Source organism: Kitasatospora sp. NPDC052896 (assembly GCF_044547075.1).
Lineage (GTDB): Bacteria > Actinomycetota > Actinomycetes > Streptomycetales > Streptomycetaceae > Kitasatospora.
Map to the genome: position 1 here is coordinate 58,842 of NZ_JBITZU010000005.1, position 20,842 is coordinate 79,683.

Annotated in this window: 17 protein-coding genes; 7 read left to right on the forward strand and 10 right to left on the reverse strand. The window is 75.0% G+C overall.

Going from position 1 to position 20,842, the window contains the following annotated elements:
* From ACIGXM_RS12990 to ACIGXM_RS13005, 4 genes are all read right to left on the reverse strand, one after another.
* Complete coding sequence (locus ACIGXM_RS12990) at positions 1-960, reverse strand: carbohydrate ABC transporter permease (protein ID WP_396560014.1); 960 nt, start codon at positions 958-960, stop codon at positions 1-3.
* A gap of 7 nt (positions 961-967) precedes the next feature.
* Entirely contained in the window at positions 968-2,335 is a 1,368-nt protein-coding gene (locus ACIGXM_RS12995) for an extracellular solute-binding protein (protein ID WP_396560016.1), read from the reverse strand.
* A gap of 93 nt (positions 2,336-2,428) precedes the next feature.
* Positions 2,429-3,634: an ROK family transcriptional regulator gene (locus tag ACIGXM_RS13000; RefSeq protein ID WP_396560018.1), complete on the reverse strand. Its 1,206-nt coding sequence runs from the start codon at positions 3,632-3,634 to the stop codon at positions 2,429-2,431.
* A gap of 257 nt (positions 3,635-3,891) precedes the next feature.
* Complete coding sequence (locus ACIGXM_RS13005; RefSeq protein ID WP_396560020.1) at positions 3,892-4,992, reverse strand: mechanosensitive ion channel family protein; 1,101 nt, start codon at positions 4,990-4,992, stop codon at positions 3,892-3,894.
* A gap of 369 nt (positions 4,993-5,361) precedes the next feature.
* Between ACIGXM_RS13005 and ACIGXM_RS13010 the strand changes: the two genes are divergently transcribed.
* Positions 5,362-5,982: an HNH endonuclease gene (locus ACIGXM_RS13010; protein WP_396560022.1), complete on the forward strand. Its 621-nt coding sequence runs from the start codon at positions 5,362-5,364 to the stop codon at positions 5,980-5,982.
* Positions 5,983-6,100: 118 nt separating this feature from the next.
* Here the strand turns inward: ACIGXM_RS13010 and ACIGXM_RS13015 are convergent, their stop codons facing one another.
* A complete protein-coding gene (locus ACIGXM_RS13015; protein WP_396560024.1) occupies positions 6,101-10,261 on the reverse strand; it encodes a beta-N-acetylglucosaminidase domain-containing protein in 4,161 nt (1,386 codons plus the stop codon).
* A gap of 384 nt (positions 10,262-10,645) precedes the next feature.
* On the opposite strand from ACIGXM_RS13015, the gene malQ reads away from it, so the two are divergent.
* From malQ to ACIGXM_RS13040, 5 genes are all read left to right on the forward strand, one after another.
* The gene (malQ, locus tag ACIGXM_RS13020; protein WP_396560026.1) at positions 10,646-12,892 is read left to right on the forward strand and encodes a 4-alpha-glucanotransferase; all 2,247 of its coding nucleotides are present in this window, start codon (positions 10,646-10,648) and stop codon (positions 12,890-12,892) included.
* Positions 12,893-12,904: 12 nt separating this feature from the next.
* The gene (locus ACIGXM_RS13025) at positions 12,905-13,138 is read left to right on the forward strand and encodes a hypothetical protein (RefSeq protein WP_396560028.1); all 234 of its coding nucleotides are present in this window, start codon (positions 12,905-12,907) and stop codon (positions 13,136-13,138) included.
* Positions 13,139-13,417: 279 nt separating this feature from the next.
* A complete protein-coding gene (locus tag ACIGXM_RS13030) occupies positions 13,418-14,026 on the forward strand; it encodes a cysteine hydrolase family protein (protein ID WP_396560030.1) in 609 nt (202 codons plus the stop codon).
* A gap of 7 nt (positions 14,027-14,033) precedes the next feature.
* Entirely contained in the window at positions 14,034-14,948 is a 915-nt protein-coding gene (locus ACIGXM_RS13035; protein ID WP_396560032.1) for a GlxA family transcriptional regulator, read from the forward strand.
* 90 nt (positions 14,949-15,038) lie between these two features.
* On the forward strand, positions 15,039-15,494 hold the full coding sequence (locus ACIGXM_RS13040; RefSeq protein WP_396560034.1) for a GNAT family N-acetyltransferase: 456 nt from the start codon (positions 15,039-15,041) through the stop codon (positions 15,492-15,494).
* 12 nt (positions 15,495-15,506) lie between these two features.
* Here the strand turns inward: ACIGXM_RS13040 and ACIGXM_RS13045 are convergent, their stop codons facing one another.
* Both ACIGXM_RS13045 and ACIGXM_RS13050 read right to left on the reverse strand, forming a co-directional pair.
* Positions 15,507-16,247 (reverse strand): VIT family protein, encoded by a 741-nt coding sequence (locus tag ACIGXM_RS13045; protein WP_396560036.1) that lies wholly within the window; start codon positions 16,245-16,247, stop codon positions 15,507-15,509.
* Between the two features lie 83 nt (positions 16,248-16,330).
* Positions 16,331-16,972: a TetR/AcrR family transcriptional regulator gene (locus ACIGXM_RS13050; RefSeq protein WP_396560038.1), complete on the reverse strand. Its 642-nt coding sequence runs from the start codon at positions 16,970-16,972 to the stop codon at positions 16,331-16,333.
* Between the two features lie 116 nt (positions 16,973-17,088).
* Between ACIGXM_RS13050 and ACIGXM_RS13055 the strand changes: the two genes are divergently transcribed.
* Complete coding sequence (locus ACIGXM_RS13055; RefSeq protein ID WP_396560040.1) at positions 17,089-18,654, forward strand: FAD-dependent monooxygenase; 1,566 nt, start codon at positions 17,089-17,091, stop codon at positions 18,652-18,654.
* A 102-nt stretch (positions 18,655-18,756) separates the two neighbouring features.
* On the opposite strand, the gene ACIGXM_RS13060 is transcribed toward ACIGXM_RS13055, so the two are convergent.
* From ACIGXM_RS13060 to ACIGXM_RS13070, 3 genes are all read right to left on the reverse strand, one after another.
* Positions 18,757-19,314 carry a hypothetical protein gene (locus ACIGXM_RS13060; RefSeq protein WP_396560042.1) on the reverse strand — a complete coding sequence of 186 codons (558 nt, stop codon included), beginning with the start codon at positions 19,312-19,314 and terminating at the stop codon, positions 18,757-18,759.
* A 239-nt stretch (positions 19,315-19,553) separates the two neighbouring features.
* Positions 19,554-20,330 carry an FAD:protein FMN transferase gene (locus tag ACIGXM_RS13065; protein ID WP_396560044.1) on the reverse strand — a complete coding sequence of 259 codons (777 nt, stop codon included), beginning with the start codon at positions 20,328-20,330 and terminating at the stop codon, positions 19,554-19,556.
* The gene (locus ACIGXM_RS13070) at positions 20,330-20,806 is read right to left on the reverse strand and encodes an FMN-binding protein (protein ID WP_396560046.1); all 477 of its coding nucleotides are present in this window, start codon (positions 20,804-20,806) and stop codon (positions 20,330-20,332) included. Before ACIGXM_RS13070 ends, ACIGXM_RS13065 begins: the two co-directional genes overlap by 1 nt.
* Positions 20,807-20,842: the final 36 nt, after the last annotated feature.

The window sequence follows — 20,842 nt, forward strand, 5'->3', positions numbered from 1 at the left end:
CTAGTCCTCGGCCGGGATGAAGCCGGACCTGCGGCGCAGCAGCAGGCAGGTGAAGGCCATCGAGATGGCGAACAGGATCAGCGCGACCACGCAGGCCGAGCCGGTGTCGAAGCGCTGGAAGCCGAGGTTGTAGACCATCTGCGGCAGGGTCCAGGTGGAGCCCTGCGGATAGCCGGGTTCGAACTGCTCCCCGGAGCCGCCGATCACGCCGCTGGCGACCTGCCCGGCCACGATCGCCTGGGTGTAGTACTGCATGGTCTGGATCACCCCGGTGACCACCGCGAACATCACGATCGGCGAGATGTTCGGACAGGTGACGTAGCGGAACCGCTGCCAGGGCCCGGCGCCGTCCAGCTCCGCCGCCTCGTACTGCTCCCGGGGCACGTCGAGCAGCGCGGCCAGGAAGATCACCATCAGGTCGCCGATGCCCCACAGCGCGAGCAGGCTGAGCGCGGGCTTCGACCAGTTCGGGTCGTTGAACCAGCCGGGCTGCGGCAGGCCGAGTGAGCCGAGCAGGTGGTCGACCGGCCCGGTGCCGGGGTTGAGCAGGAACGCGAAGGCGATCGTGGCGGCCACCGGCGGGGCCAGGTAGGGCAGGTAGAAGGCGGTCCGGAAGAAGCCCGCGCCGGTCCTGATCCTGGTGACCAGCATGCCGACGCCGAGTCCGAAGACCACCCGCAGCGAGACCATCACCACGACCAGCCAGAGCGTGTTGCGCAGGCCCTGCCAGAAGAACGGGTAGTCGCTGAGGACGTAGTGCCAGTTCCTCAGCCCGGTGAAGACCGGTGCGGTGAACCCGTCGTACTTCATGAAGCTGAAGTAGACCGTGGAGACCAGCGGGTAGGCGAAGAAGACGCCGAAGCCGATCAGCCAGGGGGAGAGGAAGGCCAGCGTACGGGCCGCCTCCCGGCGGCGCCGGCGGCGCAGCGCCGCGGGCAGGGGGGAGTTCAGCGGGGCCATCGGTGGCTCACTTCGCCTGGGCCACGGCGGTGTCGATCTCCTTGGCGGTGGCCGCGAGGCCGGCCGCCAGGTCGCTCTGCCTGCCGCTCTCGAAGTCGTAGCCGAGGTTCTGCAGGCTCACCTGGTACGCACCGCCGTTGATGCTGGCCGGGGTGGTGCTGGAGTACGGGTTCCTGGCGATGTCCAGGAAGGTCCTGAAGTTGGGATCGGCGTCCAGCTGCGGCGAGTTGAGCGCCGCTATGGTGCTCGGCACGTTGTGGATGGCGTTGGCGAAGCTGACCACCGCGTTGGTGTCGGTGGTCAGGTACTTGACCAACTCCCAGGCGGCGGCCTGCTGCTGGCTGCTGCGGGCGATCCCGATGATGGTGCCGGTCTGGTAGCCGCGACCGTAGGTGCCGGCGAGTGCGTCCGGCACCGGGAACGGCGCGGTGGCCCAGTCGATCGAGGCCTTGTCCTCGGCGATCGACTCGGTCCGCCACTCGCCGTCCAGGGCCATCGCCACCTGCCCGGTCTCGAACGGGTTCTTGGCGCTGAACTCGTCGCCGAAGGTGGTCCGGAACCTCTCCAGCTTGTCGTAGCCGCCGAGTTGGCCGATCAGGTTCTTCTGCCAGGTCATCATGGCGGCGACCGACGGGTCGGTGGCGATGTCGGACCTGCCGTCCGGGCCGAAGTACGTGGCGCCCCACTGGGCCAGGTAGTGCGCGGGGGCGGTCTCGTAACCGTGGTAGTCGGGCATGAAGCCGAGCTGCTGGTAGCCGTCGCCCTTGGCGATGGTCAGCTTGACCGCGTCGGCGTCGAACTCGTTGAGCGTCCTCGGCGGTCGGGTGATGCCGGCGGCGGCGAACTCGGTCTTGTTGTAGTAGAGCCCGTAGGCGTCGCCGAGCAGCGGCAGCGAGCACTGGTCGCCCTGGAACTGGCTGTACTTGAGCATCGGCGCGGGGAAGGTGGTGGCCGGGTCGATGCCGTCCTTCCGGAGGAACGGGGTGAGGTCGGTCCAGACCCCGGAGGCGCAGAACTTGCCCACGTTGTCGGTGGTGAAGGAGGAGACCACGTCCGGGGCATCCGGCCCGCCGGCCCGCAGCGCCTGCTCGCTCTTGTCGTCGGAGACGTTGGCGACCACCTTGACGTGGATGTTCGGGTGCAGCTTCTCGAAGTTCGCGATGTTGGCGTTGATCGCGCCGGTCTCGTCGGGCTGGCTCCAGCCGTGCCAGAACGTGATGGTGACGTCCTTGCCGTCGGCCGAGCCGGCGCTGCCGGTGGAGTCGGTGCCGGTGCAGCCGGCGGCCAGCAGGACGACGGCGGTGCTCAGGCCGAGCGCGGCGGCCAGCCGGCGCGGGCGGGTGGGGGTGGGGGCGGGGATGCGGTTGCTGGGCACGGATGTCCTCCTGGGGGTGCCGGGGCAGGCGTCATCGCCCGTCGGCCCCGGGCGGGGGAAGGGGGGAGCTGTGCGGGAAACCGAAGAGCGGGGCTAGGCGGTGGTGAAGGCCGTCTCCCGGGCGGCGGTCAGGGCGCGCTGCAGGGCGCCGTGCAGGACGGGGGAGCCCGGCACGGTGCTGCTGCGCAGTGCCGGACGGGGCACGGCCAGGCCGGTCAGCTCCTCCTGGACGAGCTCGCGCAGCCGTTCGCCGCCGGCGGTGGGGATGCCGCCGCAGAGCACCACCAGCTCGGGGTCGATCACCGCGACGATCGCCGCCAGGCCGGTGGCCAGCCGGTTGGCCAGCACGGCCAGGAACTCGTCCCCGGCGCCGGGGGTGGCCAGCGCCCTGGTGATCGCGGCCTCGGCCGTCGGGCCGGCGATCCGGTGCGTCCGGGCCAGCGCGAGCACCGCGGCGGCGCCGGCCAGCTGCTGGAACCCGCCGGAGTTCTCCCGGCGGACGTTGCGGACCACCGGAGCGCCCGGCACCGGCATGTAGCCGACCTCGCCGGCACCGCCGGTGAAGCCCCGGTGCAGCCGGCCGGCGATCACGATCGCGGCGCCGATCCCCTCCTCGGCCCAGAGCAGCACGAAGTCCCGGCAGCCGCGCGCCGAGCCGAGCACCTGCTCGGCGACGGCGGCCAGGTTGACGTCGTTCTCCAGCGAGACCGGTGCGTCGAGTGCCTCGCGCAGCTCGTCGAGCAGGTGCGGGGAGTGCCAGCCGGGCAGGTGGGCGGCGTAGCGCAGCTTGCCGGTGGCCGGGTCGAGCGCCCCCGGCGTGCCGATCGCGATCTCGCGCAGGCTGCCCGGGGCGAGCCCGGCCAGCCGGACCGTCTCGGCGAGCCCGTCCGCGACCCGGGCCACCGCGCCGGCGGCCTGCCGGCCCGGGGTGGGGAGGGTGTGCTCGGCCAGCGTGCGCCCGGTGATGTCGGCCACCGCGAACCGGATCCGGTCCCGGGTGACGTCCAGTCCCGCCACGTACCCGGCGGCCGGATTCACCTGGTACAGCTGCGCGTTGGGGCCCGGCCCGCCCGCCGTGGTGCCGACCGGGACGACCAGCCCGGCGGCCTCCAGCCGGGCCAGCAGCTGTGAGGCGGTCGGCTTGGAGAGCCCGGTCAGCGTGCCGATCCGGGTCCGGGAGAGCGGGCCGTGCGCCAGCAGCAGGTCGAGCGCGGCCCGGTCGTTGATGGCGCGCAGCCGGCTCGGCGTCCCGGGACGCGGCGCGGCGGAGGGAGCGGTGGGGCGGGTGGTGTCGGTCACGAGCTGATCCTCCTCCGTCCGCGGTGGGGATCGTGCGGCAGGTCACGGCCCCGCTGGGCGGCCCGGCACGACGTGGATTGTTAGTAAAGTTTCCAATCGCTGAAGAGGACCGTAGGCCCGGCCCGGCGGAGTGTCAATGACCGGACGGTCGCCGATTCACCGGCCCCGGACACGCGGAGAGCCCCGCGGCCCCCGGGAAGGGGGTGCGGGGCTCTCGGCGCGCGGGGTCGCTCCGCGCGGGGCCGCTCGGAGCGGGGTCAGAGCAGCTTCAGGTGCTCCTGCTCCTCGGGCGTGGGCAGCGGGATCGGCTTGGTGGCCAGCGAGCGGGCCGACGCGGGGTCGGAGAGCGCCGAGGGCGGCAGCGCGTCCGTCGGCGGCGCGGCCGGCGTGCCCGCCGTGGCCTCCTCCTTGAGCTTGATCCCGGCCTCGTCGAAGACGTACTTCAACCGCTGCCGCAGCCCGCGGGAGACCAGCGTGGCCTTCCCCGGCATGGTCTTGGCCTCGACCCGCAGCACCACGTTGTCCGCCGCCACCGACTCCACGCCCAGCACCCGCACCGGCTCCCAGAGCAGCTCGTCCCAGGGCTGCTCCTTGGCCAGTTCCTCGGCGGCCTGCATGATCAGCGACTCCACCCGGCCCAGGTTCTCCCGGTAGCCGACCTGGACGTCCACGATGGCGGTGGACCAGCCCTGGCTCATGTTGGCGATCCGCTTCACCTCGCCGTTGCGGATGTACCAGATCTCCCCGCCGGCCCCGCGCAGCTTGGTCACCCGCAGGCCGACCTCCAGCACGGTCCCGGTGGCCACCCCGGTGTCGATCTCGTCCCCGACGCCGTACTGGTCCTCCATGATCATGAAGACCCCGGAGAGGAAGTCGGTGACCAGGTTGCGGGCGCCGAAACCGATCGCCACGCCGGCCACCCCGGCGCTGGCCAGCAGCGGCGCCAGGTTGACCCCCAGCGCCGAGAGCACCATCAGCGCGGCGGTGCCCAGGATGGTGAAGGACGCCACGCTGCGCAGCACCGAGCCGATCGCCGCCGACCGCTGCTGGCGCCGCTCGGTGTTGACGAGCAGTCCACCCAGCCGGCTGCTCTCCGCGTCGGCCGGCGGCTCCTTGGTCATCCGGTGTATCAACTGGCTGATCAGCTTGCGCACCACCGCCCGCAGCACCAGGGCGAGCAGCACGATCAGCACGATCCGCAGACCGCCCTCGACCCAGCTCTGCCAGTTGGCGTCCAGCCAGCCGGTGGCCTCCCGGGCGCTGGTGGTGACCTGACCCGGGCTGGTCGGCAGCTGCGGCAGTGGCGCCGGGGTGGCGCCGGCGGCGAGGAGGAGGGCCGGGGAACCGGGCCAGCTCACGGTGAAACCTTCCTGCAGAGGGCACGCGATGACGGTCCACCCGTGGACACGCCGCGCGCGTGGACCGTCGGCTCAGCCTAGCGCCCGGCAGCGGGCGAGCCCGCCGGCCGTCGCCCGCCCGGCGGCCCGCCGGGCGGGCGACGAGGGACCGCCACGGGCCGCCCGCGGGCCGTTCGAGTGCAGCACGCCGCAGGTCTGGGCATAGAGCAAGAACACCGGGTTATGACCGAAGCCACCCCGGCCTGTTACCCGGTAATGGTGGCGCCGTACAAAGTCGTAAGGCGACACTGGGGGTGATCGCGCCACAAAGCGTGATCATCCGCTCGTCCCGGCGCGAGCCACGCGCCGCAGGCGTCCAAGGAGGCATCCGTGCCGCATGTCCTGGTCCTCAACGCGTCCTACGAGCCACTCGGCGTCGTATCGATGCGCCGCGCACTCATCCTGGTCCTCAACCACAAGGCGGTCAGCCTGGAGGAATCGGGAGTCACCATGCACAGCGCCACCAGCGCCGTTTCGGCGCCCTCCGTGGTTCGGCTCACCCGGTTCGTCCGGGTGCCGTTCTGCGGGCCCGTCCCGCTCACCCGCCGCGCGCTCTTCGCCCGCGACCACGGGCGCTGCGTCTACTGCGGGGCCGCCGCTACCAGCGTCGACCACGTCATCCCGCGCAGCCGCGGTGGGCAGCACCGCTGGGACAACGTCGTGGCGGCCTGCCGCCGCTGCAACCACGTCAAGGCCGACCGCCACCTGACCGAACTCGGGTGGCGGATGAAGCGACCTCCGGCCCCGCCCAGCGGGCTGGCCTGGCGCATCATCGGAACCGGGATCAAGGACCCGCGCTGGCGGCCCTACCTGGAGCCGTACGGTGGCACGGACCAGTTCCGTGACTTCGAACACCACGACCATACCGACCACGCGGGGCCCGCCAAGCTCCCGATCGGCCGGTCCCGCCCTGTCCACCGCGGTGAGCAGCCGGAGGCCCTCACCGCCTGACCACCAAGGCCGCACCCTTCGGTACGCCTCATGGGCCGGCGCCGCGCTCCCGGTGAGCGCGCCGCCGGCCCGCCGTATGCCCGCACTCACCCGTTCGGCGGTGCGCGCCGGACCGGCCCTAGTGCGTCGGCCAGGTCGCGCCCGGGCTCGGCGAGGCCGGGGGTGCCGGCGGGGCGCCCGGGGTGGGTGGGGCCGAGGGGGCCGGCGGGGCGCCCGGGCTGGGCTGGGCCGAGGGCGAGGCGGTCGGGGTCGGGACGGCGCCCGGCGAGGTGGTCGGCGTCGGGGTCGGGACCGTGCTCGGCCCGCCGCTCGGCTGCCCGGACGGCGTGGGCGTGGGCGTCGGCGTCGGCTGTCCCGGCTGGACGGGCGGCGAGGCCGCGCCGCCGGTGCCGGCCACCGCGTAGAGCTCGATCCCGGTGAGCGAGTAGCCGAACTGGGTGGCCTGCCGGACCCCCTGCATCCGGAAGTACACCGCGCCCGGCGCGTCGAAGCGCACCGTCTCGGTCCCGCCGTGGCCGCTGCCCACGGTCGCCACGGTGGTCCAGTTCACCCCGTCCGCCGAGGTCTGCAGCTGGTACGCGGCGGCGTAGGCGTCCGACCAGTGCAGCACGGCCTCGCCCAGCTCGGCGGCCTGCGGCAGCTGGAGCTGCACCCAGGCGTTGTCGGCCGGCTTCGAGGCCCACCGGGTGGCCGGGTTGCCGTCGGTGACCGCCGAGGCCGGGTACTTCGCCGAGGCGTCGCCCGAGGAGCTGGCGGTCGCGGTGAGCGCCAGGTCCGGACCGCTGGTCGGCGGCACCACGTGCACCTGGAGGGTCTGCTGGACGGTCGTCCCGTTGCTGGTGAAGTCCACCGGCACCGGGTACGTCCCGGACGGCGTCCCCGCCGCCGCGCTGACCTGCACCGTCGCGCTGGCCTGGGCGCCGCGCGGCACGCTCACCGGCGAGCCCGGCTGGCCGGGCGCCGCGACCGGGGTGACGGTCAGGCCGGCCGGCGTGCTCGGCTGCTCGACGTGCACGTCGCCGCTCGCGCCCTCCGGCCGGACCGCCTGCACCACGGCCCGGGTGCTCGCGGGAGTGGTCGCGCCGGCCACCACGTCCAGCACCGGGTCGGCCAGCGTCAGCTGGGCGACCGGGTCGTCCGCGTACCAGGGCACGATCTGGTTGACCACCGGCGCGTCGCCGCCCGCTTGGAAGACCAGCCGGACCGCGTCGGTCCGCTGCCCGTTCGCGGGCAGCTCGTTGTAGCCGGGCTGCACGGTGCCGATCTGGGTCCAGCTGCCGTCCGGCTGGTGGATCTGCACCGCCGCGGTGGAGTGCACCGTCGGGTCGGTCAGCACGGTCAGCCGGTCCAGCGGCCGGGTGCTGCCCAGCTGCACGGTGAGCGGGGGGTCGCTCGGGGCCGCCGGGGCGGCCGCCCGGTAGGCGGTGTCCGGGTCGCCGTCCAGCACGGCGGCCGGGGAGGAGCCGGGGGCCGGGGCCGGACCACCGCTGACGCTGGTCCTGCCGGCGTCCGGCGCGGTGACGCTGAAGTCGCGCACCGCGATGGCGGACTGCTGGGTCGCGGTGGCGCGCAACCGGATCGCCCGGACCACCACACCGGCCGGCAGGCCGGCGGTGACCGTCTTCTGGTCGTGCACGGTGGCCAGCTGCCGCCAGCCGCCGTCGCCGGTGGTGTACTCCAGGACGCCGTCGTGCAGGTAGTCGTCGGCCGCGGCGATGGCGTCGTCGCTGCCCGGGTCGGCGTCGGGCTGCGCGCCCATGGCGACGGTGACCGTGCCGACCGGGAGGCCGTCGCCGAGGCTGATCCCGAAGGAGTCGCCGACCTGCGGCGGCGCGGAGGTCCAGTAGAAGGTGCCGGGCGAGGAGTCGGTCATCTGGTGGGGGCCGTGCCCGGTCGCGCTGCCCATCGTGGTGGTCGGCGAGATCGAACCGGCGGTCACCCCGGACCAGTTGTCGGCGGCTCTCAGTGCCCGGTCCAGGAACGGGTCGAGCACCCCGGCGCCGACCGTGGTGCCGCCCTGGGCGAGCTGGTCGCGCAGCGAGCGCAGGGTGACCCGGGCCTGCCAGGCGGTGGCGCCGTCGCCGGTGTGCTGGGCCAGCAGCATGTCCAGCGCGGCCTGCCCGGCCTGCCCGTAGATGCTCAGCCGGTCCAACCACGGCCCGGCCTCGGCGGCCAGGTCGTCGCCGGCCGGGGCGGCCTGCGAGTCGTTGCCGCCCAGCGCGTCGGCCGCGCCGGCCATCGTGCCGAAGGCGGCCCGCAGCGGGGCGGCGGCCTGCTGGAGCTTGCCGAGGTCGATCGTGCCGCCGGTGGGCGGCTGCAACGCCGCCCAGAAGGCGTTGATCAGCGGGGTCAGATAGGCCGACTCCTGCGGTGCGAGCGGTGAGGAGGAGCTGTTGGCGGCCAGCGCGGTGAGCGCGGCCAGGGCCGGCCCGCCGCTCGGGTCGGCGGCGCTGCCGGGCACGGTACTGGCGGCCAGCGAGCGCAGCGCGTACTGCCAGGACTGGTCGGGCTGGTAGCCGGTCGGGTTCCAGCCGAAGTCGGCGGCGGTGGAGAGCGCGATCCGGGAGGCGGTGGGCTGCTGCATGCCGGAGGTCAGCAGCACCGCCGAGCCGCTCGCCAGCTGCGGGTCACGGCCGGTGTACGGGCCGAGGTAGAGCCGGTCCGGGGTGGAGTCGTTGACCGGGTAGTTGTCGGTGGTCATCAGCGGGTGGCCGAAGAGCGCGGCGGTGGCCGAGGTCTGCGCGGCGGTGATCGTCGCCGGGATCACCCCGACGCCGGTCCAGGCGACCTGCACGCCCTTGGGCAGCGCGCCGGCCAGTGCGGTGCGGTACGGGCTGGCGCCCTGCTGGTGGTCCTCGGTGGGGACGATCGAGAGCGGCGCCAGGCCGGGGTTGCGGTCGATCAGCCGCTGCTGCACGGCGGCGGCCACCCTGGCCTGGGCCCGGGCGGCGGCGGCCGGGCCGGTGCCGAAGGCCAGCCGGTCGCCCGCGCAGTGCCACTGGCTGGAGTCGTAGGTGGCGTCCTGGAACTGCAACTGGAAGGCGGTGAAGCCGATCTGACGCATCGCGTCCAGCTTGCCGAGCAGCGTGTCGAGGTCCTTGCTGCTGCTGTAGCAGAAGCTCTGGCCCGGCTCGATGGCGTAGCCGAGGGTGACGTGGTTCTGCTGCGCCCGGTCGGCCAGCACCCGCAGGTCGGTGTTCTGGCCGGCCGGGTACGGGTCGCGCCACTGGGCCTGCCGGTACGGGTCGTCGCCGGGGGAGTAGAGGTAGAAGTTCTGCTTGGTGGCGCCCAGGAAGTCCATCAGGGCGAGCCGCTGGTCGTTGGTCCACGGCGTGCCGTAGAAGTCCTCCGCGGTGCCGCGCACCGGCGCGCCGGACGGCCAGTCGCGCAGGATCACGCCGGGGAAGCCGAAGCTTCCCGAGCCGCCCTGGCCCTGCCCGGCCGGGACCGCGGTGAGCAACTGGCGCAGGCTCTGTGCCGCGTAGAAGGTGCCCGCGGGGTCCACACCGGCCAGCACCACCGCGCCGAACGAGCCGCCCGTGGTGGGCAGTTGACCGGCGGCCAGGACGTAGCCGCCGGACGGCAGGCCGGTCGGGTCGGGGGCGCCGAGCTGGTGCAGCACCCCCTCGGTGCCGCCGGTCGACCCCTCGGCGGCCCCTCCGACGTACACCACCAGAGAGCCGGCCGGGGCGTCCGTCGCCGACGGCGGGGTGAGCACGGTCTGCGCGCCCGCGTCGCCGAGCACCTCGCGGACGGCGGCCAGCGCGCCCGGGTCGGCCTGTGGCGCGGCCACCAGGAACACCTCGGAGGAGACCGTCACCGGCTTGCCGGTCAGCGTCTGCTGCTGCGGGCGGGGGAAGACCTGCGGGTCGGCCAGGTTGCCCAGCGGGGTGCCGTTGGGGGTGGCGAACGGGGTGCTGACCGCGGCCGAGGTGGCCGACTGGCCGAGCGCGGTGGCCGGGGCGACCGCGAGCAGGCCGCCGATCACGGCCGCCGCGGAGAAGGTGGCGGCGATCCGCAGCGCGGCCCGACGGTGCGTCACGGTGCCCGTCCGCTCGGCCGTGCGGGCCGCGCGGACCTCGGCGAGCAGCGGCTCGGTGCCCTTGAGGTCGGCGATCAGCCGGTCCGCGGTGCGCGGCGCGACCCGGCGCGCGGTGCGCGCGGTGGCCTGCCGAGTGACCCGGACCGCCGGGTGCCGCAGAACCTCGCGCAGGGCCGGGCTGTCTTCGAGCTGCTGCCGTAGCCGCCTCCCCGCGGCGGCGGACACACGGGTCTGCAAGGAGGCCTCCTGGACGGCCGGGGGCAGTCGGCCGGAAGGGGGTGGTCGGCGGGTTCGCGACCGTCCGGCCGCGATCTGCGCCCGACCGCGCCCGACGTCGCCGTGACAGCCCACCAGTTGACAGGGCAACTGTCAACGCGATGAGGGCTTATGACCCTTTTGTTGTTGATCATCCGATTCTCCGCCTGCCGGCCGAGTCGCCGGCCGAGTCACCGGCCGAGTCGCCGCCCGCGCCGCCGCACCACGGCCCCGCGCCCCCGCCCCGGCGTGCCGCTGAGGGTCGCCGCGAGGGCGCCCGGGTAGGAGTGGAGCTGCCGTGTCCGCCCTCCGTCCGCCGTGCCCTTCCTCCCCGTCCTGTGTCATCGAGCCCCGCAGGAGACCGTGTTGGCCGCTTACCTCAACCGCCCTGACGACGCCTCCGGAGCCGACGCGCCCGAGCCGGCCCGGGCCGCCGGTGCGCCGCCCGCCTACGACGCCCCGGCCCCGCCCGCCGCGCTGCTCGCGCTGGCCCACGCGCACGGTGTGGAGAGCAGCTACGACTCCGGCGCCGAGGTGGTCCAGGTCGGCGCCCCCACCCTGGTCGCGGTGCTCGCCGCGCTCGGCGTCGACGCCGCCACCCCCGAGGCCGTCGACCGGGCGCTGGCCGAACACCGCGAGCGGACCGCCGCCCGGCTGCTGCCGCCCACCCTGGTCACCAGGGCCGGCCGGCGCACCGCGCTGGACCTGCCCGCCGGGACCCGGCTGGTGATCGCGCTCGAGGACGGCACCGACTGGCGGCTGCCGGCCGGCCGGGCGCACTGGCTGCCCGCCGACCTCCCGCTCGGCCGGCACACGCTGCGGCTGTGGCTCGGCGAGCGGGCCGAGAGCGCGCACCTGATCGTCGCCCCCGAGCGGTCACCCACCCCGCACGGCCGGGGCTGGGGGTTCCTCGCCCAGCTTTACTCGGTGCTCTCCGAACGCTCGTGGGGCATGGGCGACCTGGCCGACCTGGCCGAGCTGGCGCAGTGGTCGGCGGGCGCGCTGGGTGCGGACTTCCTGCAGACCAACCCGTTGCACGCGGGGGTGCCCGGCAGCCCGTCCGACCCGTCCCCGTACCGCCCGTCCTCCCGGCGCTTCGCCGACCCGGTGCACCTGCGGGTGGAGGAGGTGCCGGAGTACGCCTACGTCGGCCCGGCCGACCGTGAGCGGCTGGCGGAGCTGGCCCGGCAGGCCGGCCGGCTGCGCGCGGAGGTGCTGGAGCACGACGGCCTGATCGACCGGGACGCCGTCTGGACCCTCAAGCGGGCCGCCCTGGAGCTGCTGCACGCGGTGCCGCGCGGGCCCGGGCGGGAGGCCGCGTACCGGGCGTACGTCCGGCGCGAGGGCGACTGGCTGGAGCGGTACGCGCTCTGGAACGCGCTGGCCGAGGTGCACGGCAGCGACTGGCAGCACTGGCCGAAGGCGCTGCGCCGGCCGGACACCCCGCAGGTCGCCGCCGCCCGCGCCGAGCTGGCCGGGGCCGTCGAGTTCCACCGCTGGCTGGCCTGGCAGCTGGACCAGCAGCTCGGCGCCGCCCAGCGGGCCGCGGAACGGGCCGGCATGGCGGTCGGCCTGGTCCACGACCTGGCCATCGGCGCGCACCCGGGCGGCGCCGACGCCTGGGTGCTGCAGGACGTGCTGGCCACCGGCATCTCGGTCGGCGCGCCACCGGACGCCTTCAACGCGCACGGCCAGGACTGGGGCCTGCCGCCCTGGCGCCCGGACGCGCTCGCCCGGGCCGGCTACGCGCCGTACGCGGAGCTGCTGCGGGCCGCCACCCGGCACTGCGGGGCGTTGCGGATCGACCACGTGATGGGCCTGTTCCGGCTCTGGTGGGTGCCGGCCGGCCGCCCGCCCACCGAGGGCGCCTACGTCCGCTACGACGCCGAGGCGATGCTCGGCGTGCTCGCCCTGGAGGCGCACCGGGCCGGCACCAGCGTGATCGGCGAGGACCTGGGCACCGTCGAAGCCGGCGTGCGGGAGCAGTTGGCGGCGCGCGGCGTGCTCGGCACCTCGGTGCTCTGGTTCGAGCGCGACTGGGCGGCCGGGGGCGCCCCGCTGCCGCCCGAGCGCTGGCGGACCGGCTGCCTGGCCACCCTCACCACGCACGACCTGCCGAGCACCGCGGCCCGGCTCTCCGGCGAGCACGTGGACCTGCGCCACCAGCTCGGCCTGCTCGGCCGCCCGCTGGCCGTGGAACGGGCCGCGGCCGCCGCCGAACTGGCCGACTGGCAAGCCGAGTTGGTCCGGCTCGGGCTGCTCGCCAGCGGCGACCCACTGGACCGGACCGCGCTCCACCGCTTCCTGCTGGCCACCCCGGCCCAGCTGGTCGGCGTCTGGCTGCCGGACACCGTCGGCGACCCCCGGCCGCAGAACCTGCCCGGCACCTGGGACCAGTACCCCAACTGGCGCCTGCCGGTCGCCGACGCCACCGGTCGCCCGGTCACCCTGGAGCGACTGGCCGCCGCCCCCGGAGCGCTGGCCCTCGGCGGCCTGCTGACCGGTGGACTGCGGGCCGGCGGGCTGCGGTCCGGTGGGAGCGTGGCCGGCGGGATCCGGGCCGGCCGGGGCGCCGAACCCGGAAGGTCGACCCCGCCGAGCGGCCCCCGATAAAGGGCCGGTACCTTGGAAAACGTGGACAAGAGGAACGCTGTGCGCGCCGGTGCGGTCTCCGCGGTGGCTGCGCTGATGATGCTGATGTCGTCGCCCGCCTTCGCCGACGGCGGTGACGGCTCGTACAAGGGGCTGACCGTCGCGCAGAGCCTCGGCCTGTACGTGGGGATCCCGATCGCGCTCTTCGTGATCATTGCGGGTCTGGTCATGCTGCCCTCGGTGATCAACAAGGACAAGAAGAAGTAGACCACTCGGCTTGGAACCCCGCTGCCGCACCACCGGGCAGCGGGGTTTTCGCGCGTTCCCCCGCTGGAGCCGTGCCGGGTCCGGCCGCCCGGGCCGGGCCGCCGGCCGCCGGGCCTGCGCGGAGGAGCCGTTCGTGGTCGGGCCGGACCCGGCGGGGGACCTCTGGTTTCACGGTCGTCGCGGGACCGTCCCGCGCCGGTCGACGGCTGACCGGATCGGTCCGGTTCGCGGCATGATGGTGCCTACCGGGCGGCGCGCCGGAACCACCAGGATCGAGCCATGACCAACGCACTCATCGTGATCGACGTCCAGGAGTCCTTCCGCCAGCGGCCGAACTGGGCGGCCGTGTCCAACCCCGAGATCGTCGAGGTGACCAACGAACTGGTGGCCGCCGCCCGGGAGCAGGGCGACCTGGTGGTCTGGATCCTGCACACCGAGCCCGGCAGCGGCGGGCCGTTCGACCCCAGCTCGCCGCACGTCCGACTGATCGACGGGCTGACGCCGCGGGACGGCGAGCCGGTGCTCACCAAGACCTCGCGCAACGCCTTCACCACCACCAACCTGCAGCAGCTGCTCACCCAGCGCGGCATCCGCCGCCTGCTGATCAGCGGCATCCAGACCGAGCAGTGCTGCGAGACCACCACCCGGCTCGCCGCCGACCTGGGCTTCGAGGTCACCTTCGTCACCGACGCGACCGCGACCTTCCCGATCCCGCACCGGGACGCCCCCGCCGACCGGAGCCTGGCCGAGCTGCTGGCCGACCCGACCACGCTGACCACCGACCAGATCGTCGCCCGCACCGAGTACGCGCTGGCCGGCCGGTTCGCCACCATCGCCACGGTGGCCGAACTGACCCGGCCGGCCGCCGCCACTTCGATCGGAGGCTGACCGGATCGTGCCGCGCGTCGTCTTCCTGCTGGTCCCGCAGCTGCACCTGCTGGACCTCGCCGGGCCCGCCCAGGTGTTCTCCACCGCGGCCGGGCTCGGCCACGACTACCAGCTCTGCTACGTGGCCGAGCAGGAGGAGGTCCCCAGCGCGCAGGGCCTGCCGCTGCGCGCCTCGACCCGGTGGCCGGAGCTCTCGGTCGAGGACCTGCTGATGGTCCCCGGCTGGCGGGCGCCGGTGCTGAGCGCCGGTGGCCCGATCGGCGCCGCCGCGCTGGCACGGCTGGCCGCCCACCACCGCGCCGGAGGGACGGTCGCCAGCATCTGCGCGGGGGCCGACGCGCTGGGCCGGGCCGGCCTGCTGGACGGCCGGCGCTGCACCACCCACCACGACCTGCAGGAGGAGCTGGCCGGTCGCTACCCCCGGGCGCACGTGGCGCGCGACGTGCTCTACGTGGCGGACGACCGGGTGGTCACCTCGGCCGGGATCGCCAGCGGCATCGACCTCGCGCTGCACCTGGTCGCGGTCCGGCACGGGCCGGCCGCCGCCGCCCGGGTGGCCCGCCAGATGGTCGTCTACGCCCGCCGCAACGGCGAGGAGCGGCAGGCCAGCGCGATGCTGCGGCACCGCGCGCACCTGAGCGACGCCGTGCACCGGGTGCAGGACCTGATCGACGCGCGGTTCGCCGAGCGGCTCCAGCTGGCCGACCTGGCGGCGGCCGGCGGCGTCAGCGAACGGACCCTGACCCGGCGGTTCACCGAGGTCACCGGGCTGACCCCGCTGCGCTACCAGCAGCTGCTCCGGGTGGAGCGGGCCGAGCACCTGATCGGGCAGGGCAGCACGGTGGAGGCCGCCGCCCGGGCCACCGGGTTCCAGGACGCCCGGATGCTGCGCCGGCTGCGGGCCCGGACCGGTGCCCCGTGACCGGCTGCCGGTTGCCGACGTCCTGCGGCCGGCCGGTACGGTGGAGCGTCCCCGGGCCGTCGAGGCCCTGACGCTCCCGCGGAGGCTCTGATGCTGGTCCGTTCCGCCCGGCCCGAGGAGGCCGGTCCGCTCACCGAGCTGGTCCTGCGCTCCAAGGCGCACTGGGGATATGACGAGGCGTTCATGGCCGCCTGCCGGCTGGAGCTGACGCTCGGCCCGGAGGACCTGGTGATCGGCCGCGCGGTGGTCGCGGAGCGGGACGGCGAGCTGCTCGGCATGGCCACCCTGGAGGGCGACGCCCCGCACGGCTCGCTGGGGATGCTCTTCGTCGACCCGGCCGCGATGGGCCAGGGCGTCGGCAGCCTGCTCTACCGGCACGTGGTGAGCGCCGCCCGGGAGCTCGGCTTCCGCAGCCTGAGCATCGACTCCGACCCCAACGCCGCGCCCTTCTACGCCCGGCTGGGCGCGGTGCGGATCGGGGAGACGCCGTCCGGGTCGGTCCCCGGGCGGGTGCTGCCGCTCTTCCGGATCACGGTGGACGGGTGAGCCAGGACCGACTCAGCGGGTGGCGGTGCCCACCAGGGTGCCCGCCGCGTAGGTGACGCCCATCGCCAGCCCGCCGCCCAGCAGGTTGCGCAGCACCGCGGGACCGGCCGGTGAGGCACTCAACCGGGCACTGATCCAGCCGGTGAGGGCCAGCGCGCAGAGCACGGCGACCACGGTGACCGGCACCCGCAGCGAGGTCGGCGGCAGCACGATGGCGAGCAGGGGCAGCAGCGCGCCGACGGTGAAGGCCGCGCAGCTGGCCGCGGCGGCGTGCCACGGGTTGACGATCTGTTCCGGGTCGATGCCGAGCTCGACCCGGGCGTGCGCGGAGAGCGCGTCGCGCGCGGTGAGCTGCTCGGCCACCTCGCGGGCCAGCTCCCCGGTCAGCCCCCGGTCGGTCAACAGCTCGGTCAGTTCGGCGAGTTCGGCGACCGGCTGCTCGGTGAGCTCGCGCTGCTCGAGGGCCAGCGCGGCCCGTTCGCTGTCGCGCTGGGTGCTCACCGAGACGTACTCGCCGGAGGCCATCGAGAGTGCCCCGGCGAGCAGGCCGGCCAGGCCGGCGGCGAGCAGCGCAGTGGCCGAGGAGGTGGCGCCCGCCACGCCGACCACCAGACCGGCGGTGGAGACCACGCCGTCGTTGGCGCCGAGCACGCCGGCCCGCAGCCAGTTCAGCCGGCTCCCCAGCGCGGTGCCGTGCTGCTCGCCGGCGTGCGCGGAGCCGGCGTCGTGGGGTGATTGACCGTTCTCTGCCACGTCCGAGAGTCTCCCCGCCCGGGCACCGGCTCACCCCCACCCCCGCGCCCGGCGTGTCGTGGGCGGCGGGTGGGAGCGCGGGCTCAGGCCCAGCGTCCTGCCAGGCCCGTCGCGAGCAGCTCGAAGGCACGGTCGGCCGCCGCCTCGGCCTGCGGGAGGAGCTGGTCGGCGGTGTGACCGGCGGTCAGCCGGCGCCAGTTCTCCCGGGCCAGGACCTCCCGCACGGCGGTCAGCTGGGCGGCGGCCAGCCGCGGGCCCAGCTCGTCCGGCCCCGCGCCGGCCGCCGCGCGCAGCGCCTCGGCCAGCGCCGCCTCGTCCGCGGCGCGGTAGTGGACCAGGTGGGCGCAGAGGGACGGAGTGCCGAACACCAGGCCGTGGAAGGCGAGCACCTCCCGGACGTCGTTCAGCCCGGTGACCGGGTCGCGCTCGTGCAGCCCGCGCACGAGGTGGCGGTGGAGCGCGGCCAGCGGCGGCTCGTCGGGTGCGCGCTCGGCGACCACCCGTGCCCACTCGCCCTGGTGGTCGGCGAACCGGTGCAGGACCAGGTCCTCCTTGGTCGGGAAGTACCGGAACAGCGTCGGCTTGGACACCTCGGCGGCGGCCGCGACCTCGGCCACCACCACCTGGTCGTAGCCGCGGGCCAGGAAGAGCGCGATCGCGGCGTCCGAGATGGCCTGGCGGGTCCGCTCCTTCTTCCGGGCCCGCAGCCCAATCGCTTCGTTCACGGCGTTCACGGTAGCACTCGGGAGGCAACTGGGTATGAAGTCTTCCCTGGTTGCTTTTTTAACTCAGTTGCGTTTTGGTGGGAGGGTCGAGCACCGGACATCGAGGAGGAACCCGGATGACCGCCGTACTGATCGTGGGAGCCGGCCCGACCGGCCTGACCCTGGCCTGCGACCTCGCCCGCCGGGGCGTCGCCGTCCGGGTGCTCGAGCGGGCGGCGCGGTATCCGCGCGGCTCGCGCGCCAAGGGGCCGAACCAGCGGAGCCTGGAGGTGCTCGCCGACCTCGGGGTGATCGAGGAGGTGCTGGCGTCCGGCGCGCCGCCGGTGCCGATGCGGAAGTACCGGGACGGCGTGAGGATCGCGGACGCCGACCCGCTCGCGGCGGCCGGCCCGACCCCGGACGTTCCGTACGCCCGGCCCTGGACGCTGCCGCAGTGGCGGCTGGAGGAGATCCTCCGGGACCGCCTGGCCGGGCTCGGTGTACGGGTCGAACTCGACTCCGAGCTGGTGGAGTTGAGCCAGGACGAGACCGGTGTGCGGGCCGGGCTCGCGGACGGGCGGCAGATCGCGGCCGGCTACCTGGTGGGCTGCGACGGCGGGCACAGCACGGTCCGCACGTTGTTGGGCCTGCGGTTCGCCGGCCGGACCTCCGAGGACCGGGTGATGGTCTGCGGAGACGTCGAACTGACCGGGCTGGACCGTGGCTACTGGCACCAGTGGATCGACCTGGACGGCGGGGTGATGCTCTGTCCGATCCCGGGCACCCGCGCCGGGTGGTGGTTCCAGGCCGGTCCCGAGCGGGACGCCGCGGGCGGCCCGGTCCCGCCGTCCCTGGACAGCTTCCAGCGGCTGCTCGACCGGCACGCCCGGCGGCCGGGCCTGCGGCTGACCGGGGCCGCCCTGCTCTCCACCTACCGGGTCAACGTCCGGATGGTCGACCGCTACCGGGTCGGCCGGGTGCTGCTGGCCGGCGACGCGGCGCACGTCCAGCCCGTCGCGGGCGGCCTGGGCATGAACACCGGCATCCAGGACGCCGCCAACCTGGGTTGGAAGCTCGCCCGGGTGGCGGGTGGCCCGGCCGGGTCCGTGCTGCTGGACAGCTACCAGGAGGAGCGGCTGCCGGTGGCCGCCTGGACGCTCGACCTCAGCTCGGCGCGGCTGGACGCGGTGCTGGCGGCGATGCGGCGGCCTGGCGGTGGCCTGGACACGGTGTCGACGCCGGAGACCAGCACCCTCGGGGTCGGCTACCGCTGGAGCCGGCTCGCCCGGGAGCTGGACGACCGGGGCGGTGACCGGGACGGCGGGCTGTTGCGGGCCGGTGACCGGGCCCCGGACGCGCCCTGCCGGGACGCCGCCACCGGCGCACCGGTCCGGCTGTTCGAGTTCTTCGCCGGGCCGCACTTCACCCTGCTGGGCTTCGGCGACACCACGGCCGGCGTGCTGCGGGAGGCCGTCGCCGCGCACGGTGCGAGCGTCCGGGCCTGCCTGCTGGACGGCTCGCCGCACGGCCTGCCCGACGGCGTGGCGCGGTGGCGCGACGAGCGGGGGCTGGCCCGGTCGGCCTACGCGGCGCGGGAGGGCACCCTGGTGCTGGTGCGCCCGGACGGCCACCTCGGGCTCACCGCCTCGGCACCGCACCACCCCGGCGCGGTGACCGACTACCTGGACCGGCTCGACGGCTGACCGCTGCCGTCGCCGGTCAACCGCGGTCGGTGACGGGCGGTCAACCGTGCGCCGACGGGCGCCGAACCCGTCAGCCCGCCGAACCCGTCAGTGCCCGGTTCGTCAGTGCTCGGCCTCCGTCGGCCGCCGCACCGGGGGCGGGACCAGCGTCACCGCCGGTGGTACGCCCAGGTCGTGCTCCGCGCAGAGCACGACCGTCAGGGTGGCGAGCCGGGCGCGGATCGCGTAACTGTCCGACGCCTCGATCATCCGGGCCCGGACCTCGATGCCGTCCACCGTCAGCGCGGCCTCCCGCTCGGGCAGTTGGGCGATCCCGCGGCCGGCCCGGGTGAGCAGCTCGCGGACGCCGGTGGCCGCCCGATCCGCCGCGGCCCGGTGCAGCCGGAAGCTCAGCAGCGGAGAGGCGAGGTCGTCCAACGGCCGGCGCCGGACCGAGGCCGGCAGCTCGCGGATCGTCCGCACGCTCAGCACCCGCCGCCGCTCGGCGTGGTAGTGGACCTCCAGCGACCACGGGTGCCCGTCCGTGCTGCCGGACTCCACGGAGCGCCGCCACCGCGCCGGCGGGCCGACCAGGAAGGCGGCCGGTTCGCCGAAGGTCCAGCGGGACAGCTCCTCGTTCTCCTCGGGCAGCGGATCGGGGCGGCCGGGACTGCGGTGCATCGGGCTCCTTCTGCCGGTACTGCTGGCTGGCGGCGGCAGACCGACGCTAACCGCGCGCGCCGCGGGGCCGGCGACGTTCGCCGGAGGCGTCCGGATCTCGCTGCCAGGAGGCTGGTTCCGCGCTGCTCCCGAGCCGTCCGACCCCGCCGGGAGTCGGCCACCGCGCCGGAGGCGGGCGTCCACCACCCGGCGTCCACTGCCGGGCGTCCTCGACGCCCCCGGGAACCTCCGGCCGTGCGTCAGGCGGCCCCGGTCGGGAGCAGGTGGCGGCCGAAGCCCGCCGTCCCCAGCCGGCGGCCGTCCGGGAGGATCGCCAGGGCCTCCAGGTCCGGCTGCGACTGCGTCCAGCGCATGGCGCGCAGCGGACCCATGGCGAAGGCGGCGGTGGCACAGGCGTCGGTCCGGGCCAGGCCCCGGCCGACCAGGGTGAGCGAGAGCAACTCCAGCGCCGGCCGGCCGGTGTGCGGGTCGAGGATGTGCGCCCCGCGCTCCGCGGTGCCCGAGGTGGCGACGGCGAGGTCGCGGCCGGCCAGCACGCCGACCAGGTGCCCCGGCCGGGCCGGGTCGGCGATGCCGATCCGCCACGGCCGGCCGGGGGCCGCCTCGCCGGAGGTCTGCACGTCGCCCCCGCCGGTGATGCTGTGGTGCGGGTAGCCGGCCGCGGTCAGCAGCCGGGAGGCCCGTTCCACCGCCCAGCCCTTGACCCACCCGGTCGGGTCGAGCCCTGTGTCGCCCGCCCGGGCCGCGTACTCGGCGGAGAACCATCCCCCCGTCTGCGCGCCGATCGTCGCGCACTGCGCCAGCGCCTCGGTGACCAGCGGGTCGCAGGCGGCCGGGGTGAGTTCGCCGCGACGCAGCCGGCTGATCTCGCTCTCCGGCCGGTAGGTGGAGAACAGCGCGTCCAGCCGGTGCAGTTCGGCCAGTGCGGGGGAGAGCGCCGGCCGGTCGTCGGCGGTCGCGCCGCGCACCGCGAACGAGAAGACCGTCCCCATGGCGTGCTCGACGTGCCGGAGCATCAGTGCCCCGCCTGGTCCAGCGCGCTCTGCAACGAGCGCTGGTAGCCCTCGCTGGTGTAGGTGGCGCCGGAGACGCTGTCCACCTGCGCGCTCTGGGCGGCGATCGCCTCCTGGTTGAGCTGCGGCAGCGCGTAGCTGTTGATCTCCGAGTCGCGGTTGCTCTCCGAGGGGTACTGGACCACGTCCACCTGGCTCAGCCGGTCGCCGGTGAGGGTGACCCGGACCTGCACCGGCCCGTACCGGGTGTCGACCGCGCTCCCGGTCACCACCCGCGACCCGGCCGCCGCCTGGCCGGAGGCCGTGCTCGACGGTGTCCCGGACGGCGTGCCCGAAGCCCCCGACCCACCCGGCCCGGCCGTGTTCGAGGAGATCACCGGCAGGCTGTTGGCCGCCGTCCCCGAGCCGTGCGGCTTGAGCGAGAGCAGCAGGATGACGCCCGCCGCGGTGGCGGTGCAGGTGACAACGGTTCGACGCATCGGGTGGGCACTCCCTCGGATTCGGCGGACGGACGG